The 20,694-nt window shown below is 65.3% G+C and carries 19 protein-coding genes; 15 read left to right on the forward strand and 4 right to left on the reverse strand.

Going from position 1 to position 20,694, the window contains the following annotated elements; all coding sequences use genetic code 11:
* Window positions 1–123 precede the first annotated feature (123 nt).
* From BXU06_RS03675 to BXU06_RS03705, 7 genes are all read left to right on the forward strand, one after another.
* On the forward strand, window positions 124–303 hold the full coding sequence (locus tag BXU06_RS03675) for a hypothetical protein (protein WP_077296934.1): 180 nt from the start codon (window positions 124–126) through the stop codon (window positions 301–303).
* Entirely contained in the window at window positions 300–506 is a 207-nt protein-coding gene (locus tag BXU06_RS03680) for a CsbD family protein (RefSeq protein WP_077296936.1), read from the forward strand. The genes BXU06_RS03675 and BXU06_RS03680 overlap by 4 nt, the downstream gene beginning before the upstream one ends.
* 527 nt (window positions 507–1,033) lie before the next feature.
* Entirely contained in the window at window positions 1,034–1,351 is a 318-nt protein-coding gene (locus tag BXU06_RS03685) for a BON domain-containing protein (RefSeq protein WP_077296938.1), read from the forward strand.
* 118 nt (window positions 1,352–1,469) lie between these two features.
* The gene (locus BXU06_RS03690; RefSeq protein WP_077296940.1) at window positions 1,470–2,015 is read left to right on the forward strand and encodes a hypothetical protein; all 546 of its coding nucleotides are present in this window, start codon (window positions 1,470–1,472) and stop codon (window positions 2,013–2,015) included.
* A gap of 116 nt (window positions 2,016–2,131) precedes the next feature.
* Window positions 2,132–2,590, forward strand: coding sequence for a PRC-barrel domain-containing protein (locus BXU06_RS03695; RefSeq protein WP_077296942.1), 459 nt, complete (start codon window positions 2,132–2,134; stop codon window positions 2,588–2,590).
* Window positions 2,591–2,672: 82 nt separating this feature from the next.
* Window positions 2,673–2,891 (forward strand): glycine zipper 2TM domain-containing protein, encoded by a 219-nt coding sequence (locus BXU06_RS03700; protein WP_077296944.1) that lies wholly within the window; start codon window positions 2,673–2,675, stop codon window positions 2,889–2,891.
* A 123-nt stretch (window positions 2,892–3,014) separates the two neighbouring features.
* On the forward strand, window positions 3,015–3,464 hold the full coding sequence (locus BXU06_RS03705) for a Spy/CpxP family protein refolding chaperone (protein WP_077296946.1): 450 nt from the start codon (window positions 3,015–3,017) through the stop codon (window positions 3,462–3,464).
* A gap of 54 nt (window positions 3,465–3,518) precedes the next feature.
* Here the strand turns inward: BXU06_RS03705 and BXU06_RS03710 are convergent, their stop codons facing one another.
* The 3 genes from BXU06_RS03710 to BXU06_RS03720 are packed head-to-tail and all read right to left on the reverse strand — an operon-like array spanning window position 3,519 to window position 7,015.
* Entirely contained in the window at window positions 3,519–3,968 is a 450-nt protein-coding gene (locus BXU06_RS03710; protein ID WP_077296948.1) for an ankyrin repeat domain-containing protein, read from the reverse strand.
* The gene (locus tag BXU06_RS03715) at window positions 3,965–5,632 is read right to left on the reverse strand and encodes a hypothetical protein (RefSeq protein ID WP_216352534.1); all 1,668 of its coding nucleotides are present in this window, start codon (window positions 5,630–5,632) and stop codon (window positions 3,965–3,967) included. Before BXU06_RS03715 ends, BXU06_RS03710 begins: the two co-directional genes overlap by 4 nt.
* A gap of 18 nt (window positions 5,633–5,650) precedes the next feature.
* Window positions 5,651–7,015, reverse strand: coding sequence for a (Fe-S)-binding protein (locus tag BXU06_RS03720; RefSeq protein ID WP_077296950.1), 1,365 nt, complete (start codon window positions 7,013–7,015; stop codon window positions 5,651–5,653).
* A 536-nt stretch (window positions 7,016–7,551) separates the two neighbouring features.
* Here BXU06_RS03720 and BXU06_RS03725 point away from each other — a divergent pair.
* The 7 genes from BXU06_RS03725 to BXU06_RS03755 all read left to right on the forward strand — a co-directional run bounded on the left by BXU06_RS03725 (window position 7,552) and on the right by BXU06_RS03755 (window position 18,469).
* Window positions 7,552–8,973: a circularly permuted type 2 ATP-grasp protein gene (locus BXU06_RS03725; protein ID WP_077296952.1), complete on the forward strand. Its 1,422-nt coding sequence runs from the start codon at window positions 7,552–7,554 to the stop codon at window positions 8,971–8,973.
* Window positions 8,974–9,069: 96 nt separating this feature from the next.
* Complete coding sequence (locus tag BXU06_RS03730; protein ID WP_077296954.1) at window positions 9,070–10,038, forward strand: alpha-E domain-containing protein; 969 nt, start codon at window positions 9,070–9,072, stop codon at window positions 10,036–10,038.
* Between the two features lie 49 nt (window positions 10,039–10,087).
* Window positions 10,088–13,438, forward strand: a complete 3,351-nt coding sequence (locus tag BXU06_RS03735; protein WP_077296956.1) for a DUF2126 domain-containing protein — start codon at window positions 10,088–10,090, stop codon at window positions 13,436–13,438.
* A gap of 103 nt (window positions 13,439–13,541) precedes the next feature.
* Window positions 13,542–16,097: a circularly permuted type 2 ATP-grasp protein gene (locus tag BXU06_RS03740; protein ID WP_077296958.1), complete on the forward strand. Its 2,556-nt coding sequence runs from the start codon at window positions 13,542–13,544 to the stop codon at window positions 16,095–16,097.
* A complete protein-coding gene (locus BXU06_RS03745) occupies window positions 16,091–17,002 on the forward strand; it encodes a transglutaminase family protein (protein ID WP_077296960.1) in 912 nt (303 codons plus the stop codon). Before BXU06_RS03740 ends, BXU06_RS03745 begins: the two co-directional genes overlap by 7 nt.
* Window positions 17,003–17,155: 153 nt before the next feature.
* Complete coding sequence (locus BXU06_RS03750) at window positions 17,156–17,824, forward strand: energy-coupling factor ABC transporter permease (protein WP_077296962.1); 669 nt, start codon at window positions 17,156–17,158, stop codon at window positions 17,822–17,824.
* Between the two features lie 216 nt (window positions 17,825–18,040).
* On the forward strand, window positions 18,041–18,469 hold the full coding sequence (locus BXU06_RS03755; protein ID WP_077296964.1) for an MAPEG family protein: 429 nt from the start codon (window positions 18,041–18,043) through the stop codon (window positions 18,467–18,469).
* On the opposite strand, the gene BXU06_RS03760 is transcribed toward BXU06_RS03755, so the two are convergent.
* Complete coding sequence (locus BXU06_RS03760; protein WP_171982102.1) at window positions 18,442–19,341, reverse strand: hypothetical protein; 900 nt, start codon at window positions 19,339–19,341, stop codon at window positions 18,442–18,444. The two genes, BXU06_RS03755 and BXU06_RS03760, sit on opposite strands and share 28 nt — an antisense overlap.
* A 330-nt stretch (window positions 19,342–19,671) precedes the next feature.
* Between BXU06_RS03760 and BXU06_RS03765 the strand changes: the two genes are divergently transcribed.
* Window positions 19,672–20,625, forward strand: coding sequence for a DMT family transporter (locus BXU06_RS03765; RefSeq protein WP_171982103.1), 954 nt, complete (start codon window positions 19,672–19,674; stop codon window positions 20,623–20,625).
* Window positions 20,626–20,694: the final 69 nt, after the last annotated feature.

Raw genomic sequence — 20,694 nt, forward strand, 5'->3', positions numbered from 1 at the left:
CTGGGCGGCGGCTGGCGCGCGCAAGGTGCGCCAGCGTACCGACAAGCGCTGGCGCAAGCGTCATCCTGCAACACTCGGCCCCCCGCCAATCGGGCGGGCGCGGCGAGTGATCGAGAGGCGAACATGAACAAGTCCATCGAATACAAGGCCACCCGTGGCCTGCTGAAATACGCCAGCCAGCGCCCGGCGCTGCCGGGACGGCGCGCCAGCGTGTCGGTTTCCCCGCCCACGCCGCTTAATGGCGTGGCTGCCCTGCCTGCCGCACTGAGCGAGCCTGGCCCGGCAGAACCGGCGGCATCATGAGCCTGCCCAGCGTGGACGCCCTCAAGGGCAAGTGGCAGCAGTACATTGGCGCCGCCAAGGTGGCGTGGGGCAAGCTCACCGAAGACGAGCTACTCAAAACCGAAGGCCGGGTGCAGGAACTGGCCGGACTGATTCAGGAGCGCTACGCCATCACCCGCGATGAAGCCCTGCTGCAGGTCAAGCGCTTCTTTGCCAAAAGCTGAACGCCTAGTAGCCAGTCACGTTGAAACACGATGGCTCACGTTCCACGACGAACCACTCGCCGCGCCCCACCGCGTCATTCCCGCGCAGGCGGGAATCCAGGCGTGTCCACAGCGTACAGCGGGGTGAGCGCTCATCAGCGCTACCTGCGCCATGCCCACCGCGCACGCTGTGGCGCGGTCTGGGTTCCCGCCTTCGCGGGAACGACACCTGAGGTGAAACTCATGCCGAAAGCGGTCTAATCGCCTGTCAGTCGATTCAGATCATGGTGACTGGCTACTAGCTACCCCCTGAAGCTTCTGTTGTGTCCATCCGATTCAGCGTCCTCAACCCGGCAGCCGCCATTTGGTGCCGGGTTTTTTTATTTGCCGGCACACTGGGTGCGCCAGCACACCGACGCCCCTTGTCAGTGCGCGCATGCTGTGATCAGCGTTAACCGCAGGCCGCTCCGGCCCGAGGTGACGACCCGGCGCCCCAGGCGGCCACCCGGTCATTGCTTGCCGCCGCCGATCCCTTCAAGGAGTTCACCATGTTCAGCTTGTCCCTGCGCCGTCTTGCGGCCCTGATCCTGTTTGCCTGCTACGTTTCCCTGACCGCCTGCGCGTCTACCGCGCACAGCGAAGGCACGGGTGAATACGTGGATGACACCACCATCACCACCAAGGTAAAAGCCGCCGTGCTGGGCGATTCCCGGCTGAAGTCGGCAGAAATCAATGTGGAAACCTTCAAGGGTCGGGTGCAGCTCAGCGGCTTTGTCCGCTCCCAGGCCGATATCGACCGGGCCGTGACGCTGACCCGCAACATCAAGGGCGTCACCTCGGTGGCCAACGACATGCGCCTGAAGTAAGCCTTCCCGCACCGAGTGGGGCCGGATGCGGCAATCGCCGGCCCCATGCCCTTTCTCCTCTCTCCTCCACTGCTGCACTGGCCAGGCCGCTGCAACAGCCCACCTCAGGAAACATCCCATGCGCTACCGCTCCCTCTCCCTGTTATCCGCCGCCCTCCTGCTCAGCGCCAGCGTGCTGGCCGCGCCGCCGATGAGCAAAAACGAATACGGCACCACCAAGGCCATGCTGTCGACCAAGTACCAGACCGACAAGGCCGCCTGCTCGGCCCTGAAGGGCAATGCCGAAGATGTGTGTGTGGAAGAAGCCAAGGCCAGCGAAAAAATCGCCATGGCCGAGCTGGAAGCCAACTACAGCCCATCAGAAAAACACCACTTTGCCCTGCGCATGGCCAAGGCTGACGGCAACTACGCCGTGGCCAAGGAAAAGTGTGACGACAAGGCGGGTAACGCCAAAGACGTGTGCCGCAAAGAAGCCAAGGCTGCCCATGTCACTGCCACAGCCAACGCCAAACTGGCCGACACCACCAGCGATGCGCGCAAGGATGCCGCCAGCGACAAGCGCAATGCCGACTACGCCGTGGCCAAGGAAAAGTGCGATGCCCTGGCCGGCGCAGTCAAGGACAGCTGTATCAAGGACGCCAAAGTCCGTTTTGCCCAACCCTGACCGCTGTTAGGGCACACGGCGGCCTGCCGCACGCCGCCGCCAAACGGGACAGCCGCCGCCACAGCCCTGGCCAGGCCGCCGTCCCGACGCTGCACACCGCTAGCAAGGAGAACGCCATGAACTACGAAGATCGCGACACCTACGGCATGTACCAGACCAAACCGGGCATCAGCCCCGGCCCGGACCCGGTGCGTGGCCCCGGCCCGGCACTGATGGGGGCCGACACCCTGATTGGCAACCATGTGTTCAACTCGAAAGACGAAGAACTGGGCGACATCAAGGAAATCATGCTGGACATGCGCAGTGGCAAGGTGGGCTACGCCGTGCTGTCGTTTGGCGGGTTTCTCGGCCTGGGCGAAAAACTGTTTGCCGTGCCGTGGGCCGCGCTCAGCCTGGATACCGACAACAAGCGCTTTGTGCTGAACGTGGACAAAGACCGCCTGCAGGATGCGCCCGGCTTCCAGAAAGACAAATGGCCGGACATGGCCGACCCGTCATGGGCAGACGCCATCCACGCCTATTACCAGGCCCCTGAACAGCAGACGCCGGCCAGCAAGTCATCCATTCCCGGTTAATTGAAACCCCAGCGGGTGTCTCCCCGTCGGGCTGCCACCCGGCAGGGGCATGACCGCCCCTTCACATGCGACAGGAATTGCCATGAACACGATCCAGAATTACGCCGCCAGTGCGCTACTGGCTGCGGTACTGCTTGGGCTGACCGGGTGTGACTCGATGACCCGGCGCGACAAAAACACCGCCGTTGGCGCTGCCGTCGGCGGGGTGGCCGGCTCGGTGCTGACCGGCGGCGGCACGGCAGGGGCCATTGGCGGTGCCGTGGTGGGCGGGGTGATTGGCAATCAGGTGGGCAAGCCCTGATGATCAGCCGCTGTCACGCCTGACCCGCGAATGACGCGGCCACCGCTCCGACGCCGGGGCGGGGCCGGCTGATCTTATCTGCTTGTCGTGTCATCCGGCGCTTGCGCGCCCAGGAGTCTGACCATGTTGCGTTCCCGCCGCCTGCTGCCCTCGCTGTTTCTGGCCTCCTCGCTCACCCTGTTTGCCCTGCCCGCTGTGGCCAGCCCGCCCTGCAGCCCGATGGACGGCACCGGCTATTTTCCTGAGCACCACCGCACCCGCCTTGCCGCGCACCACAAAAAACTGCACACCGCACTGAACCTGGACAGCAAACAGGAAACCGCCTGGAACAACTTGGTGGACGCCGAGCGGCCAATGGCACGCAGCGCTCCGGACCGCGCGGTGGACTGGGACGCCCTGTCCACCCCGGAACGCGTGGAGCGCATGCAGGCGCGGATGCAAACCCAGCAAGCCACGCTGGCCGAATACCTGGTGGTGCTCAAGACCTTCTATGCCGGGCTGACCCCGACGCAACAGCGCACCTTCGACGATTTTCATCACGCGCCGCGCCGCAGCCTGCACGGCAAACGCTGATGGCCAAGTGGCCCGTGTGCCTTGCCCGCCCGCGCTTCGGTCAGCGTTAAAGCGTTAACCGGCGCGGGTTCCGGCCCGCCGCAATGCTCGCAAACACCCCGCCGACGACGCCAGATCCAGCGCGGTCCAGTCGTCAAAATTCTTCAGCGTCGGGTCCGCCCCCAGTTCCAGCAGCAGTTCCACCACATCCGCCTTGCCATTGGACGACACATACATCAGGCAGCTGGCCCCGTTGCCGTTTTGCTGGTCAATCGGCGTGCCGGCGGCCACCAGCCGGCGGATCAGCGCGTGGTCGCCGTGGTAGCACGCCAGCCACAGCGCATTGCAGCCGTCCTGATTCAGCACCTCCACCCTGGCACCGTGCGCCAGCAGCGGGTCGATCAAATCCAGCCGGCCCAGCTTGGCCGCGCGCATCAGGGGGGTCAGGCCATTGGCACCGGGCGCGTCCGGCTGGTCCAGCGGAAAACCATGTTCAAGCAAAAATGCCTGCAGTTCGGGGGTCATGACGGCCTTTCGGAAAAATCGGGATAAGGGGGCTCGGTGTCGATGCGTGCATCAAGTACGGGCAAGCCCACGGTAAAGTGGTACAGGCTTTGCAGCCGGGTGTCGTTCAGCCCCAGCGTGGCGTGCAGGGTATTGTCAAAAAAGCAGCCGATGCCGGTGCCGCGCAGACCGATGGCCTCTGCCTCCAGATACAGCGCCTGGCCAATCTGGCCGGCCTCGCGCAGCAGATGGCGGTAGCCCTGCGCGCCCTGGCTGAGTGCCTGGTCAAACTCCCCGAGCATGGCCAGCGAGAATGCGCCGGTCGAGGCAATGTCCTGATGGCAGCACAGCGTGCGGCTGAAACGCTGGGCGTCCTGCAATGACAAGGTATTCAGGCGCAACAGCCCCAGCCCCGACGGGCAGGCCGGATCAAGCGTGCTGACCGGCGCACGCTCGGGAAACTGCAGCGCCAGCTCCGGCCAGCGGGTCACCACGCCGCGCTGGCGCGGCAACAGGTACAAACCCGGCTCCAGCCCCTCCACCCGCAACACGCACAGCAGCAGATGCACATGCGGCGCATTCACCGCCAGCAGCCAGGGCGCGCCGGCGTGTGGCAGCAGCGCTTGCAGCACACGATAAAATGCCGGCGCGGCCAGCGTGTGCCTGGGTTGATAGCGCTGGCCGCTGCGCCGTTGCTGAATCAGCGTGTGCGCACTCAGGCTGGCCGGATGGGGTGCGGGTGCAGCCGGCAGGGGCGCATCCGGCTGCCAGGCGCTGACGCCATCGGCCACCCGACTGGCCACCGCCACCCGGCTGACCACTGGCCAGCGGTAACCGGGGCTGGGGTCGATGCAGCTGGGCTGGCCATGCCACTGGCTAAGCCCGCTGCGCTCAGCCAGCGCATCGGGAGCAGGCGGCAGACCCAAGCCGCTGGCGCGCACGGCCAGCAGCACTTCCGGTTCTTCGTCTTCGGTAAATGCATAGCGGCCAGTCGGGTAATCCGCCTCCCGGTCCAGGCCCAGCGCGTGCGCCAGCCTGCGGCTGCCCACCGGCCAGACTTCCAGCTGCCAGCCCAGCGTGGCGGCTGCGTAGCCCAGCGCGGCCATGGCGTGGCCGATGTCCAGCTGGCAATAGCGAAACGCCCGCTCGCCATACTTCCACGCCTCGCGCCACATCACGCTCGACAAGCCGATGGCCAGCCAGGCCTCACCGCCAGCGCTGGGCGGGCACAGTGCCCGGCTTTCCAGCACATGGTTGAGCGGGTCGTAGTGGTGTACGCCATCGGCCAGCCCGGCCACGCCCTGGCTAAGCAGGTAGGCTTCCACCGGATGCAGATTGCCCGACGACGGGTTACAGCGCAGCGCCCAGCGGCTGGGCCCCCAGGTTTTCCAGGCCGACAGGCCCAGCGCCAGCTGCAACAACGCGGCCAGATTGGCCAGCGTCACTGGCAATGGGGCCGGATGCGGCTGGCTCAGTTCGGCAAATGGCCGGTCCTGCGCCGGTCCACACAGCGGCAATGCCAGCTGGGGCGCGCCGGCAAAGTGACGGAACGGTGCGGGCTGGGCGTCCCAGTCCAGTTGGCCCGGCCCTTCGGCGTAGCGCTGCAGATGGTGTTTGCTGCGCAGGTGATAATTGCGGACTTCGGCCAGCTGCATGCCGTGATGGTCTTCAATGGGCTCGGCCATGGTGGCACCTTTCAGAGGTCAGGCTTCAGGGGAAAGCGGGTCGGGCGACGCCAGCGCCTGCTGCAGCACTTCGGCCACATGCCAGGCCTGACGGCTCACCCCTTCGTGGATCTGGTGACGACAGGAAAAGCCGTTGGCCAGCACCGACGCGTGTGGTGCCGCGCGCAACGCCGGCAGCAGGTCCAGCTCGGCCATCGCCCGCGACACATCGGCATGCTCGGCTTCCAGACCAAAGCTGCCAGACATGCCGCAACAGCTGGCGTCAATAAACTCAAACTGACAGTCCGGAATCAGCCGCAATACCTTGCGCAGCGACTTCATCGCCCCCACCGCCTTCTGGTGGCAATGGCCGTGCACCAGCAGCGCCGGCTGCGCCCACGGTTTGAGCTGCCAGCGCAAGCGTTTGCGCTCATGTTCGCGGGCAATGAACTCTTCAAACAAGAACACCTGGCGCGACAATTGGCGGGCCGCTTCGCCCAGGCCCAGCTTCAGATGGTCATCGCGCAGCGACAGAATGCACGATGGCTCCAGGCCAATGATCGGCGTGCCCGACGCCAGCGCCGGGGCCAGCGCCGCGTGCAGGCGCGCCGCCTCGGCCCGCGCCGCCTCCACCTGGCCCAGCGACAGATAGGTGCGGCCACAGCACAGGCTGCGGTTGGGCTCGGCGTCGTCGGCCAGTGGACGCAGCACCTCCACCTGATAGCCAGCAGCGTGCAGCACGGCGTAGGCGGCTTCGGCAATGCGCGGTTCAAAATGGCCGGCAAAGGTGTCAACCAGCAACAGCACCCGCCGCTCGGACGGGGCGCTGCTAACAGGCGGCGGCTGATAGGCCTGTGCCGCCGGCACCGGCAAGGTGCGCGATGCGGCAATGCCCAGCCAGCGCTCGCCCAGCCGGGACAACACAGGGCTGGCATTGCGCCACAGCGTCAGCCGGCGCAGCCACGGGCGCTGGCGCAGCAAGCGCGGCAGGCCGGCAAACAGCTGCTCGCGCCACAACACCCCCAGTGCAGCATTGCGCTGCGCCTGGTACTCGATCTTGATGGCGGCCATGTCCACCTGATTGGCGCATTCGCGCTTGCAGCCCTTGCAACCCACGCACAGCGCCATGGCCTCGGCCAGACGCGGGTCGGCAAACGGCTGGTCGCCAAATTCGCCATTCAGCGCCGCCTTAAGCACCTGCACCCGCCCGCCCGGCGAATGGGCCACGTCACCGGTCACCCGAAAACTCGGGCACATCACCCCTTTGGGGGTGCGCTGGCACAGGCGGTCGCCAATGCACACCGCCACCGCCTTGGCAAAATCACCGCCCATGGCAGGAATCCCGGCGTAGGCGTCGCCCTGGCCGGCGGTTTCGTAACTGGACCAATCCAGATGATGCTTCATTGCATGCCTTTGCCGTCTGCTGGCGGCGCGGTGTGGTCCTGCTGGCCCGTCCCGGCACGCCGAATAAATGCCCGGAGTGCAAGCAAGGACAAGACCAGGAAAAATCTGGATGAAAATCAGTCTATTGGCTTTTACCGTCCCCCATTCTGTCAGCGTGCTTGTCGGACAATACGGACAATGTGGCACTGGCCGCCTCCCATCATCTCCCCATCCGCTATCGGATGCCTCCGGCCCATGGCCTGTGCCAGTGGCCCCGGCACGGCCACGCATCGGCAGCGTGCACCATTCATACTCACTCCATGGGGCATGATGCTGTACTGTGGTGCATGACTGGCGCGCATGCGCGGCCTGGCGTGCACCTTTTTTGCCCAGTCTGAGGCTATTTGGCTCTGATTTCGTGCTGACTGGCCAAGTGCGCTGGCATTTTGTGTCGGTATTCGCCTGTTGCCAGCAGCTCGTCATGGCCTGGTTCACATCTTGCTAAATCACTACTGACCCGCAAGCCAGACCTTTACCATCCACAAAGGAGCCGATGAATGCCCGTACTCTTCGATGAAATGTTCACGGCCGATCAGCAAGTGCGCCCGCATTACCAGCCGTTTCACAACTGGTTACAGCAGCAGCCGGACAATTTCATGGCCAGCAAGCGCCAGGAAGCCGACCTGATTTTTCGCCGGGTAGGCATCACCTTTGCCGTGTACGGCGATGACGCCGGCACCGAGCGCCTGATCCCGTTTGACCAGATTCCCCGCATTATTCCCGCCGACGAATGGAAAACCCTGCAAGCCGGCCTCAAGCAGCGGGTGCGCGCGCTGAACATGTTTATCCACGATGTTTACCACGATCAGGCCATCATCAAGGCTGGCGTGGTGCCGCCGGAATACATCCTGGGCAACAGCCAGTACCGCCCGGAAATGCGCGGCATCAATGTGCCCAACGATGTCTACGCCCATGTGGCCGGGGTGGACGTGGTGCGCGCCGGCAACCCGGATGGCAGCGGCGCTTACTATGTGCTGGAAGACAATCTGCGCGTGCCCTCCGGTGTGAGCTACATGCTGGAAAACCGCAAGATGATGATGCGGCTGTTTCCCGAGCTATTCGTCAATAACCGCATTGCCCCGATTGCCCACTACCCCGATGTGCTGATGGATTCGCTGCGCGCGGTGGCGCCGGTGGGGGTGGACGATCCCACGGTGGTGGTGCTCACCCCAGGCATCTACAACTCGGCCTACTTTGAACACGCCTTCCTGGCCCAGCAGATGGGCGTGGAGCTGGTGGAAGGCAAGGACCTGTTTGTTGACGACCACACGGTGTACATGAAAACGACCCAGGGCCCGCAGCGGGTGGACGTGATTTACCGCCGGCTGGACGATGATTTTCTCGACCCACTGGCTTTCCGCCCAGATTCGGCGCTGGGTGTGCCGGGACTGATGTCGGTGTACCGCGAAGGCCGGGTGACACTGGCCAACGCCATCGGCACCGGGGTGGCCGACGACAAAGCGATTTACACCTTTGTGCCCGATATGGTGCGCTTCTACCTGAGCGAAGAACCGATCCTGAACAACGTGCCCACCTGGCAGTGCCGCAAGCCGGAAGACCTTTCTTACGTGCTGGCCCATCTGCCCGAGCTGGTGGTCAAGGAAGTTCACGGTGCCGGCGGCTACGGCATGCTGGTGGGCCCGGCAGCCACCCAGGCTGAAATCGAGCACTTCCGCACATTGCTGAAAACCTCGCCCGACAACTATATCGCCCAGCCCACGCTGGCGCTATCGGCCTGCCCCACCTTTGTGGAGTCCGGCATTGCCCCACGCCATATCGACCTGCGTCCGTTTGTGCTGTCGGGCAAGGGGATTTCCGTGGTGCCCGGCGGGCTGACCCGCGTGGCACTGAAAGAAGGCTCGCTGGTGGTGAATTCCTCACAGGGCGGCGGCACCAAGGACACCTGGGTGCTGGAATAAGCCTGGCCTGCAGCAGAGATGGATCACACCGCAATGACCGACGCCATCGCGCAGGCGTCGGCAACGGATACGGCGCAATACAAGAGGAAACACACCATGTTGAGTAGCACCGCTGACCACCTGTTCTGGATGGCCCGTTACGTGGAACGGGCAGAAAATACTGCACGGATGCTGGACGCCAACCTGCAAAGCTCGCTGCTGCCCCAGGCCGGCGCGGCACCGGGCGAAGTCTGGCACACCATGCTGAGCCTGTCCGAGCTGAAAGAAGCCTATTTTGCCCGCCACGACCAGGTGCGCTCTGATCGCATGCTGGATTTCATGGTCAGCGACACCAGTAATCTGTCCAGCATTTATTGCAGTTTTCGCGCCGCCCGCGAAAACGCCCGCGCCGTGCGCGGCGCGCTGACCACCGAGCTGTGGGAAACCTTCAACACCACCTGGCTGGAAATGAACCAGCAGCTCAAGGAGGGCATGCACCAGAAAAGCCCCGGCGAGTTTTTTGAATGGGTGAAATTCCGCTCGCACCTGTCGCGCGGCGTGCTGATTGGCACCATGCTCAACGACGAAGCCTTCCGCTTTGCCCGGTTGGGCACCTTTCTGGAACGGGCGGACAATACCGCGCGGATTCTGGACGTGAACTTCCGCCGCCAGGCCGAGCAGGACGCGGTGCAAATCAGCGAAGGCGAGCAAAACGACAGCCTGCAGCGCGATTACTACCACTGGGCGTCGCTGCTGCGCTCGCTGTCGGCGTTTGAAAACTACCGTAAGGTGTACCGTCACGCCATCACCCCGGACAAAGTGGCCGAGCTGCTGATTTTGCGCGGCGACATGCCGCGCTCGCTGCGCGCCTGCCTGGTGGAAGTGGAAAGCAACCTCAGCGTGGTGGCCAACAAGCAATCGCAGGAAACCGAACGCCGCGCCGGCATGATGCACGCCGAGCTGCGCTTTGGCCGCATCGACGACATTCTGCACACCGGGCTGCACGCCTATCTGACCGATTTCCTGGAGCGCATCAACGACCTGGGCGCACGCATCAGCCAGGATTTCCTGGTTGGCGAACGCTGAACCATCCTGCCCCTGCCCACTGGCAGGGGCTTTCACTGCGGAGAGCTCCATGTCCATTCACGTTGCCTTGCGTCACGTGACCCACTATCGCTACGACCAGCGGGTTACCCTGTCACCGCAAGTGGTGCGCCTGCGCCCGGCGCCGCACTGCCGCACCCCCATTCTGTCGTACTCGCTCACGATCGAGCCGGAAACCCACTTCATCAACTGGCAGCAGGACCCGTTTTCCAACTACCTGGCCCGGCTGGTGTTTCCCGAGAAAACCGACCACTTCAAGATCACCGTCGATCTAGTGGCAGAAATGTCGGTGTTCAACCCGTTTGACTTCTTCCTCGAACCCAGCGCCGAGCAATTTCCGTTTGGCTACGACCCGGCGCTGGCGCAAGAACTGCAGCCCTACCTGGTCAAGGGCGAGCTGACCCCGGCGCTGAAGGCGTTCATCGACGAACTCGACCTGACCCCGGTGGGTACGGTGGATTTTCTGGTGGCGCTTAACCAGAAAATCCACCACGCCATCCGCTACCTGATCCGGCTGGAGCCGGGGGTGCAAACCCCGGAAGAAACCCTCACCCTGGCCAGCGGCTCGTGCCGTGATTCTGGCTGGCTGATGGCGCAGGTGCTGCGCCACCTGGGCCTGGCCACCCGCTTTGTTTCCGGCTACCTGATCCAGCTCAAGCCCGACGTCAAATCGCTGGATGGCCCCAGCGGGGCCGAAGCCGACTTTACCGACCTGCACGCCTGGTGCGAAGTGTACCTGCCTGGCGCCGGCTGGATTGGGCTGGACCCCACTTCCGGGCTGTTTGCCGGCGAAGGGCATATTCCGCTGGCCTGCTCGCCCGAGCCCAGCAGCGCCGCCCCGGTAACCGGTGCCGTGGACAAATGCGAAGTCAGCTTTATCCACGAAATGGACGTTACCCGGATTCTCGAATCGCCGCGCGTTACCCTGCCGTACACCGACGCGCAATGGGCCGAGATCGACGCACTGGGCCAGCAGGTAGACGCCGACCTGATGACCCAGGACGTGCGGCTGACCATGGGCGGTGAACCCACTTTTGTGGCGGACCACGACCGCGACGCCGAAGAATGGAACACCGCCGCCATCGGCCCAACCAAGCGCGGCTACGCCACCGAGCTGGTGCAAAAACTGCGCGCCCGCTATGGCAGCAGCGGCTTTCTGCACTTTGGCCAGGGCAAGTGGTATCCCGGTGAACCGCTGCCGCGCTGGGCGCTGTCGGTGTACTGGCGCAAGGACGGCCAGCCGTGCTGGCACAACCCGGCGCTGTTTGCCGACGAACGGCTGCCCTCGCACTACACCGAGGACGACGCAGGCCGCTTTATCCACCGCCTGAGCGAAACCCTGGGCCTGGACAGCAGTTGCATCCTGCCCGCCTACGAAGACACCTGGTACTACCTGTGGCGTGAACGCCAGCTGCCGGTCAACGTCGATCCCTTTGACGCCCGGCTGGACGACGAACTCGAACGCACCCGCCTGCGGCGGATTTTCAGCCACGGCCTGGACAAGGCGGTAGGGTACACCTTGCCGATTGCCCGCCAGCTGGGGCGCTGGTGCACCGGGCGCTGGTTCCTGCGCGACGAGCGGCTGTATCTGCTGCCCGGCGATTCCCCAATGGGCCTGCGCCTGCCGCTGGATTCGCTGCCGTGGGTGGACAAGCGCGACTACCCCTACCTGATTGAAGTTGACCCATTTGCCGCCCGCCACACCCTGCCGGCAGCGGCCGAACTGCGCGCCCAGTATCCCTACCTGGCCCCGCTGACCCCGGCCCAGCAAAAAGCCCTGCCTGGCAGCACAACGGTCAGCACCGGCAATGCCGAATTCAACACCCCTGCGCCAGCCAAGTTCAGTTCGGCGCATGAGGTGGTGCGCACCGCACTGTGCGTGGAGGCCCGGCTGGGCGTGCTGTATGTGTTTATGCCGCCGCTGGCCGAAGTGGAAGACTACCTGGGCCTGCTGGCAGCCATTGAACGCACCGCCGAAGCGCTGAAGGTCAAGATTGTGCTGGAAGGCTATCCGCCGCCGCGCGACCCGCGTCTGACTCTGCTGCAAGTGACCCCCGACCCCGGCGTGATCGAAGTCAACATCCACCCGGCCAGCCACTGGGAAGAGCTGGTCGAACGCACCGAATTTCTGTACCAGGCCGCGCACGAAACCCGGCTGTCCACCGAAAAATTCATGCTGGATGGCCGCCACACCGGCACCGGCGGCGGCAACCACTTTGTGCTGGGCGGGGCCACCCCGGCTGACAGCCCCTTCCTGCGTCGTCCGGATGTGCTGGCCAGCCTGATTGCCTACTGGCACAACCACCCGTCGCTGAGCTATCTGTTCTCCGGCCTGTTCATCGGCCCGACCAGCCAGGCCCCCCGGCTGGACGAGGCGCGCAATGATCAAGTGTACGAAATGGACATCGCCCTGCAGGAAGTGCGCAAGGCCGTGGCCAAGCAGGGCAGCGATGTCTCGCCCTGGGTGATCGACCGCATTCTGCGCAACCTGCTGGTGGACGTCACCGGCAACACCCACCGTGCCGAGTTCTGCATCGACAAGCTGTATTCGCCAGATTCCAGCACGGGCCGGCTGGGCCTGCTGGAACTGCGCGCGTTTGAAATGCCGCCCCATGCGCGGATGAGCCTGGTGCAGCAACTGCTGATCCGTGCGCTGGTGGCGCGCTTCTGGCAGCAGCCCTACCACGTCAGCCTGACCCGCTGGGGCACTGCGCTGCACGACCGCTTTATGCTGCCCACCTTTGTGCAGATGGACTTTGAAGACGTGCTGGCCGAGCTGAATGACGCGGGTTACAGCTTTGAACTGGACTGGTTTGCCCCGCACTTTGCCTTCCGCTTCCCCCGGATGGGCGAACTGGATGTGCGCGGCGTGCATCTGGAACTGCATCACGCGCTGGAGCCCTGGCATGTGATGGGCGAAGAAGGCATGGCCGGCACCACGGTGCGCTATGTGGATTCGTCGCTGGAACGCATCGAAGTGAAGGTCAGCGGGCTGAACGACAACCGCCATGTGATTACCGTCAACGGCCAGGCGCTGCCGCTGCACCCCACCGGGCGCGCCGGCGAGTATGTGGCCGGGGTGCGCTATCGGGCATGGAACCCGCCCAATGCGCTGCACCCGACCATCGACGTACACGCGCCGCTGGTGTTTGACGTGGTGGACCGCTGGATGGAACGCTCGCTGGGCGGCTGCCAGTACCATGTGGCCCATCCCGGCGGACGCAATTACGACAGCTTCCCGGTTAACGCCTACGAAGCCGAAAGCCGCCGGCTGGCCCGCTTCTTTACCCTGGGCCATACGCCAGGGCCAATGGCGGTCAGCCCGGCTGCGCCAAGCCGCGAATTGCCATTTACCCTCGATTTGCGACGACAGCCGCGTTAGACTACCGCCCTGATGCGCCCGAACCCGGCCCCCTGGTTCGGGCGTTTTTTCCCCCTTTACCCGGTGGCGGCGCAGTCAGGGCCTTCACCTCTGGACGCATGGCATGGACACGGATTTCGCCGGGGAAGCGGCAGTTGCGTCGTCCCTGGACGATGGCAGCCTGCCGTCCCCTGCTCACTTTGACGAGTGGCACGACGCCCACGGCGTGCGTGCGCACTGGCAGCAGTTTTTTCAACTGGAATCGCCGGTGGAACTGGCCGGCAAGCAAGGCGACGCCGACCGGCAAATCCGCGACAACGGCATCACCTACAATGTGTACGCCGACACCCAGAGCGGCCCGGCGCGGCCCTGGTCGCTGGACATCCTGCCGTTTATTCTGGATGAGGCCGACTGGCAGCAGATTGCCAGCGGGGTAAGCCAGCGCGCGCGCCTGCTCAACCAGATGCTGGCCGACCTGTACGGTGCGCAAACCCTGCTGCATCGTGGCCTGGTGCCCACCGAACTGGTGCTGGGCCATCCGGGCTATTTGCGCGCGCTCAGCGGCCATCAGCCGGCTGGCGGGGTGTTTCTGCATATTGTGGCGTTTGACCTGGCCCGCCACCCCAATGGCCGCTGGAGCGTGATGGCCCAGCGCACCCAGGCCCCGTCCGGGCTGGGCTATGCGCTGGAAAACCGGCTGATTGTGTCGCGGCTGTTTCCCGAGGCTTTCCGCCAGCTGCGCGTGCAACACCTGGCCAGCAGCTACCGGCAATTGCTGGCCACCCTCACCCGGTTGAGCCCACCCGCGCCGCGCCAGACGGCGCCGCGCATGGTGCTGCTCACGCCTGGCCCGTATAACGAAACCTACTTTGAACACGCCTACCTGGCGCGCTATCTGGGCATACCGCTGGTCGAAGGCAGCGACCTGACCGTGCGTGGCGATGAGCTGTTCCTGAAAACCCTCACCGGGCTGACCCCAGTGCAAGTGGTGCTGCGCCGGCTGGACGACAACTTCTGCGATCCGCTGGAACTGCGTACCGACTCCACCCTGGGCATTCCCGGCCTGCTGCAGGCGGTGCGCGCCGGCAAGGTGCTGATGGCCAATGCGCTGGGCAGCAGTTTTCTGGAATCCCCCGCCCTGCTGGGCTTTTTGCCTGGCGTGTGCGAGGCGCTGCTGGGCGAGCCGCTGCAACTGCCGTCACTGCATTCCTGGTGGTGTGGCGAGGACGCCGCCTGTGCCGAGGCACTGAGCGAACTCGACCAGCGCATCATCAAGCCCACCTACCCGCCCGGCCCGCCCTACCATGGCAACGAGCCGATCCTGTGCAGCCAGCTCGATCCGGCCAGCCTGGCCCAGTGGCGCGCACGCATTCTGCAGCAACCAGGCGCGTACACCCTGCAGGAGAATATCCCGCTGTCGCAAGCGCCCATCTGGCGGCATGGCCATATTGCCGCCCACCCGGCCATGCTGCGGGTGTTTGCCATTGCCGACGGCGAAGGCGGCTGGCAAGTGCTGCCTGGTGGCCTGACCCGGATTGCCGACGAACCCGACCAGCCGGTGGTGTCGATGCAGCGCGGTGGCAGCAGCCTGGACACCTGGGTGCTGACCAGCGGCGAAGTGGACACTTTTTCCCTGCTGCCCGGCCAGCTGCGCCCGATCGACCTGCGCCACAAGCGCCGGCTGGTGACCAGCCGCGCTGCCGAAAATCTGTTCTGGATGGGGCGCTATGCCGAACGCGCCGAACAGCGCGTGCGTCTGGCGCACTGGGCGCTGGAATGGCTGGCGGTCAACCACACCAGCAGCCCCGGCGGCGAACACCTGCCGCTGCTGGCACGGCTGTGCTGGCATATGAGCCTGCTGCCCGGCCCAGCACCCACCCACACCACCCCTGGCGCGCTGGCGCACGCCATCCGAATTGGCCTGGTGGATGCCGACGCCGCCTGGAGTGTGGCGCACACCCTGGCCGCACTGGCCGCCGCCGCCTCGCCCGTGCGCGACCGGCTGTCGCCCACCTATTCGCGTCTGGTGCTGGCCACCAGCCGGCGCTTTTCCGGCCAGCAGGCGCAGCGCGCCCATCAGGGCGACTACAGCAACGCCGAAGCGCTGGCCGACCTGGAACAACTGGCCGTCGAGCTGGTGGCGATTGCCGGCGAACAGGCCGACCACATGACCCGCGACGACGGCTGGCGCTTTCTGGCCATTGGCCGCCATCTGGAACGGCTGAACCTGCTGTCGATGCAGCTGGGACAAAGCTTTGCCGGCCTTTGGCCACCGCACGGTGCGGCATTTGAGCTGCTGCTGGCACTGTTTGACAGCTCGCTGACCTACCGCAGCTACTACCAGTGCCGCCAGGAAATTCCCGCCCTGCTCGACCTGCTGGTGTGCGACGACGGCAACCCGCGCGCGCTCAATGCCGTGCTGACCAGCCTGCGCAGCGAACTGGGCGCGCTGCCCAGCCTGCCTGGCACCGCCGAACTGGCCACCCTGCTGCCGGTACAATGCCCGACGCTGGAAGCGCTGTGCCAGCGCACGCCCTCTGGCCAGCTGGACACCCTGCGCTGTTTCACCCAGCATCTGCAGCATGTCAGCGCCAGACTGTCCGACGAAATCGGCCTGCACTACTTCAACCACAATCCGGCCTGGCAGCCGGACGACCTGATGCCGAGCAGCCGATGCTGAACTTCACCGACAACCGGCCCACCGTGCTGCATATCTCGCACGTCACCACCTACCGCTACGCCAGCCGGGTGGATCTGGCCATGCATCTGCTGCACCTGGAGCCGCTGCGCCGCGCCGACCAGCAGCTGGAAGCGTTTCGCCTGGACATCGACCCACCTGTCACCCGCAACATTGCCTCGCTCGACTACTTTGGCAACCCGCAGCATCACCTCACCCTGCACACCCCGCACCACAGCCTGAGCGTGCGCGCCGAAAGCCGGGTGCGCCGCCTGCCCCAGCCCTGCCCGCAAGCCGAGCACAGCCCGTCGTGGGAATCGGTGCGCGAGGCCATGCGCTTTCAGGCTGGCCAGCCGTTTCAGGCGGCCGCCGAGTATGGGTTTCCGTCTGAGTTCGTGCCGCTGCATCCGGCCTTTGCCGATTACGCCTTGCTGGAGTTCTGGCCTGGCCGCTCCCTGCTGGGGGCCGCCATCGGCCTGACCAGCCGCATTCACCGTGAATTCACCTACGCCACCGCCAGCACCGACCTGGCCACCCCGGCGCTGGAAGCGTTTTACCAGCGTCGCGGCGTGTGCCAGGATTTTTCCCATATCATGATTGCCTGCCTGCGCAGCCTGGGCCTGCCTGCCCGCTATGTCAGCGGCTATTTGCTCACCGAGCCACCGCCCGGCCAGCCGCGCCTGCTGGGCGTGGACGCCAGCCACGCCTGGGTGGCGGTGTACTGCCCACAACACGGCTGGGTGGAGCTTGACCCCACCAACAATATGCTGGCCGGCACCAGCCATGCGGTCATTGCCTGTGGTCGGGACTACGCCGACGTGGCCCCGCTGCGCGGGGTGATTCAGGGCGGCGGCAGCCATACCCTGTCGGTGGCGGTGAGTGTGGTGCCGGAGGGTGAGTTCAGATAAAAGCAGCGCTGGTGATGGGTTAACACGCCTTTTGCACCATGCAGGCTTTCCCCCCTGCCAGATCAGGGGCATGGCGCGACATTGCGTCGCACAAACGTCTGGTGCGGTTTTGCTATCATAGCGGATAGATTGTTTTTCGCTCAGGATGTGACCATGCACTTCCCCGCCCAGTTTTTTGCCCCGGCCACCCTGTGGCTCACCCTGGCCATGGTGGTGTTGCTCCTGCTGGAGGCGGTGCGGCGCACGCCCTGGCGCACGCTCAACCCGGTGGCGCTGAATGCCTGGATGGGGGCGTGCGTGGTGGTGATGCTGTTCTGGTCGCTCAAGGGCGGCTTCAAGCCGGGGCTGGAGTTTCACCTGCTGGGCGGCGCGGCGTTTGCGCTGATGGCCGGCCCCTGGCTGGCGCTGATTGGCCTGGCCATTGTGCTGGCGGCGGTCAGCGCCTATGGCATGGCCGAGTGGTCGGCGTTCGGGGTGAACTATCTGGTGATGGCTGCCCTGCCGGTGGCGCTGACCGGGCTGACCCTGCGCCTGGCCCGGCGGCTGCCGGCCAATTACTTTGTCTATATCTTTTTCAATGCATTTCTGACCGGCTGGCTGAGTTTTTTCTGTGCCGGGCTGCTGGCGGTGTGCGCGCTGGCGCTGGCCGATGCTTATCCGCCGGATTATCTGTTTGGCGACGCGCTGAGTTTTTATTTTTTGCTGTCGTGGTCAGAAGCATTCACCACCGGCCTGGTGCTGGCCATTTTCGTGGTGTACAAGCCACACTGGGTGGCCACCTTTGACGACCAGCGCTATTTGTACGCCAAGCCACCGGGCTAAGGCGGACGGGCAGCAAACCGCCCCGCTGTCTTGTTTACCCCTCCAGCCAACAGGGTTTTATTCGCTATCCGGATTGGCAAACCGGTATAGTCTTGGCCAGCGCCTCCGCCCCGCCACCGGGGCGGCGCGCCTGCACGCGCAGCACGCACCAGCGTTCAGCGGTGCTGTCACCCGGCGTATTGGCCGGGGTGGCCGATCAGACTTTCCGGAGGTTGCATGTCTCTTGCTTACTGGTGCCTGCTGATTGCTGGCCTGCTGCCCTATGTGTGGGCGCTGGTGGCCAAGCTGGGCGCGCCTTACGACAATCATTGCCCGCGTGACGTGCTGGCGCAGGCGCAGGGCCATCGCAAGCGGGCCAACTGGGCGCAGGCCAATGCATTTGAATCACTGCCACTGTTCATTGCCGCCGTGCTGGTGGCTTCAATTCGCCAGGCAGACGCCAGCCAGATCGACAATGCCGCGCTGCTGTTTGTGCTGGCGCGCATTGCCCATGGCCTGTTTTATATTGCCGACCTGGCCCGGCCGCGCTCGCTGGCCTGGCTGATTGGGCTGGGCTGCGTGGTCTATCTGTTTGGGCTGGCAGCCGGCATGGCGTGGCTGCATCCGCTGGACAGCCTTCAGTCAGCAGTATCCGCCGCGAGCTGAAACAGCGCCGTGCCCTGACGGGCGGCATGCCGTGGCCCGTGCATCTCCCAGGCATGGTGCGGCAGCGCCGGGGCCTGGTTCAGCCAGTCGGTCAGGCCCATCAACTGATGGCCCTGCGCCCGCCAGCCGGCCAGCAACTGGTCAAACTGCGCCAGCCATGGCCCACCTTCCAGCTCGGCTGACGCGCAATACAGCTGACCAGTGGCACTGGATGGCTCGGTGTGCGCCAGCAAGGCGGCCACGGCATCGTCGCCAGGCTGGGCGTCCTTGCCGCGTGCCTGCCACAGGCTGGGCAGGGTAATCGGTGCCACCGCCACCTCCACCTGTTCGGCCCGGTAAACCGGCATGAACGGTGCCTGCCCGGCCACCCCGGTCAGCAGGCTGATGCCGCATTGCTGGGCCAGACGCAGCAGCGGCCAGCTGGCGCAGCCCTGTGGCAGCGATACCACCAGCGGGCTGTCCGGCTGAAGGCCGGTCAGCTGGCGAAACCGGCTCAGCCGCTGCTTCAGGCCAGTTGCTGGCAGCTCGCCGCGCCAAGCGCGTGATGCCGCCAGGCGCAGACCGGTTTCGCAACCGGCCTGACGCGCAGCAGCCAGGCAGGATGGCGCGGCATACGGGCCCAGCGCCTCACCGGGCCACAGCCGCCCGCGCAACAGGCTGCCCCAGCCATACCAGCGTCCACGCAAGCGCCAGCTGGCCCCCTCCAGCCGTGGCGCACCCGCATCGCGCCCCAGATGGATGCACACGGTGGCCTGGGCGTGGTGCTGCTGCAACACCTCCAGCAGGCGCGGCAAGCCCTCACGGGCACCACGGGCGGTATCAATGTCGATATTCAGGGCAATATTCACGGCAATCTGGCCAACAAAAAACACAGCATAATCGGATCGACGGCATCTGCCATCCCTCATGGGGTGCGGATTGTCCGGCATGTCGGCGGCTTTGGCCAGTCTGGCGGCGGTTTGGCGCGCAGCCGGCCCTCCCGGCGCTGGCCAGCCCCAATCAGCAGGCATTATGCTTGCTTGTCTTTCGCTTGCGCACCTTCGGGCCGCCACGGCTTCACCCAGCCATGGCCCGACCGGCGCGAGAGGCCCAGCCGGCCCGTGGTTCAGCTTACCCGCTGCATCGCTGGCCGACTGGCCTGTTCCGGTTGTCCGCCACAAGCGGGCAGCAGTGATGAACTTTTCTATCCGAAAAGAACCGCCATGTCTTTTTCCCTGCACTTTACGGCAGCGGGTCACCCCCGTGCGCCTTTTTCTTTTTTCCCCCGTCTGGCCGACTGGCCATTGGGCCCCTTGCTGGCTGGGTTGGCCGCCTTGTTCTGGGCGGGCAATTTTGTGGCTGGCCGGGCGCTGCACGACAGCCTTACCCCATTGCACATGGCCTTTGGCCGCTGGAGCGTGGCGCTGATTTGCCTGTTGCCCTGGGTCTGGCCGCGTGTGCGCCAGCACTGGCGCAGCTTTGTGCCCTGGACCGGCACGCTGCTGGCGCTGGCGCTGACCGGGGTGGCGGCGTGCAATACGCTGATTTACCAGGGCCTGCAAACCACGCCGGCCACCCAGGCGGTGCTGCTGAATGCGCTGACGCCCGTGCTGATTCTGGCCTTCAGCGCCCTGGCGGCGCGGCGGCGGCCTGGTTCGCGTCAGTTGCTCGGCCTGGGGGTGTCGCTGCTGGGGGTGCTGGTGCTGGTCAGCCGTGGCCAGCCCTGGCAACTGAACGCCTGGACACCCAGTGGCGGCGATGCCTGGGTGTTTGCCGGCTGCTGCTGCTGGGCGGCCTACACCTTGCTGATGCGCCGTCTGCCCGCCCAGCTTGACCGGCTGACCCTGGCCAGCCTGTGCATGCTGCTGGGCTGGCTGATGCTGCTGCCACTGGCGCTATGGGAGACGCAACAGCATGGCCTGCCCTCGCTGTCTGGTGCGGCAATCAGCGGGGTGCTGTATCTGGGGGTGTTTCCGTCAGTGATTGCCTACCTGTGCTACAACCGGGCCATTGCCGAGCTGGGGGCCGAACGGGCCAGCGCCTGCCTGCATCTGGTGCCGGCGTTTGGCGCGGTGTTGTCCTGCCTGCTGCTGGGGGAAACATTGCACCCCTGGCATGTGGCCGGGATTGCCGCCGTGTTTGCCGGGCTGGCGCTGGGCCGGGTGCGCCCGCACTGACGCGGATTGCTTCAGAAAGCGTTTTAGCCGCAAGCCAGCCTGGCCCCCGCCAGCGACGGGGGCCAGGCT

This window comes from Aquaspirillum sp. LM1, from assembly GCF_002002905.1.
Taxonomy (GTDB): Bacteria; Pseudomonadota; Gammaproteobacteria; order Burkholderiales; family Aquaspirillaceae; genus Rivihabitans.

What these genes read in the sequence shown, in the direction of transcription:
- BXU06_RS03675 (WP_077296934.1), top strand. Translation starts at nt 124, where the DNA reads ATGAACAAGTCCATCGAATACAAGGCCACCCGTGGCCTGCTGAAATAC.
- BXU06_RS03680 (WP_077296936.1), top strand. Translation starts at nt 300, where the DNA reads ATGAGCCTGCCCAGCGTGGACGCCCTCAAGGGCAAGTGGCAGCAGTAC.
- BXU06_RS03685 (WP_077296938.1), top strand. Translation starts at nt 1,034, where the DNA reads ATGTTCAGCTTGTCCCTGCGCCGTCTTGCGGCCCTGATCCTGTTTGCC.
- BXU06_RS03690 (WP_077296940.1), top strand. Translation starts at nt 1,470, where the DNA reads ATGCGCTACCGCTCCCTCTCCCTGTTATCCGCCGCCCTCCTGCTCAGC.
- BXU06_RS03695 (WP_077296942.1), top strand. Translation starts at nt 2,132, where the DNA reads ATGAACTACGAAGATCGCGACACCTACGGCATGTACCAGACCAAACCG.
- BXU06_RS03700 (WP_077296944.1), top strand. Translation starts at nt 2,673, where the DNA reads ATGAACACGATCCAGAATTACGCCGCCAGTGCGCTACTGGCTGCGGTA.
- BXU06_RS03705 (WP_077296946.1), top strand. Translation starts at nt 3,015, where the DNA reads ATGTTGCGTTCCCGCCGCCTGCTGCCCTCGCTGTTTCTGGCCTCCTCG.
- BXU06_RS03710 (WP_077296948.1), bottom strand. Translation starts at nt 3,968, where the DNA reads ATGACCCCCGAACTGCAGGCATTTTTGCTTGAACATGGTTTTCCGCTG.
- BXU06_RS03715 (WP_216352534.1), bottom strand. Translation starts at nt 5,632, where the DNA reads ATGGCCGAGCCCATTGAAGACCATCACGGCATGCAGCTGGCCGAAGTC.
- BXU06_RS03720 (WP_077296950.1), bottom strand. Translation starts at nt 7,015, where the DNA reads ATGAAGCATCATCTGGATTGGTCCAGTTACGAAACCGCCGGCCAGGGC.
- BXU06_RS03725 (WP_077296952.1), top strand. Translation starts at nt 7,552, where the DNA reads ATGCCCGTACTCTTCGATGAAATGTTCACGGCCGATCAGCAAGTGCGC.
- BXU06_RS03730 (WP_077296954.1), top strand. Translation starts at nt 9,070, where the DNA reads ATGTTGAGTAGCACCGCTGACCACCTGTTCTGGATGGCCCGTTACGTG.
- BXU06_RS03735 (WP_077296956.1), top strand. Translation starts at nt 10,088, where the DNA reads ATGTCCATTCACGTTGCCTTGCGTCACGTGACCCACTATCGCTACGAC.
- BXU06_RS03740 (WP_077296958.1), top strand. Translation starts at nt 13,542, where the DNA reads ATGGACACGGATTTCGCCGGGGAAGCGGCAGTTGCGTCGTCCCTGGAC.
- BXU06_RS03745 (WP_077296960.1), top strand. Translation starts at nt 16,091, where the DNA reads ATGCTGAACTTCACCGACAACCGGCCCACCGTGCTGCATATCTCGCAC.
- BXU06_RS03750 (WP_077296962.1), top strand. Translation starts at nt 17,156, where the DNA reads ATGCACTTCCCCGCCCAGTTTTTTGCCCCGGCCACCCTGTGGCTCACC.
- BXU06_RS03755 (WP_077296964.1), top strand. Translation starts at nt 18,041, where the DNA reads ATGTCTCTTGCTTACTGGTGCCTGCTGATTGCTGGCCTGCTGCCCTAT.
- BXU06_RS03765 (WP_171982103.1), top strand. Translation starts at nt 19,672, where the DNA reads ATGTCTTTTTCCCTGCACTTTACGGCAGCGGGTCACCCCCGTGCGCCT.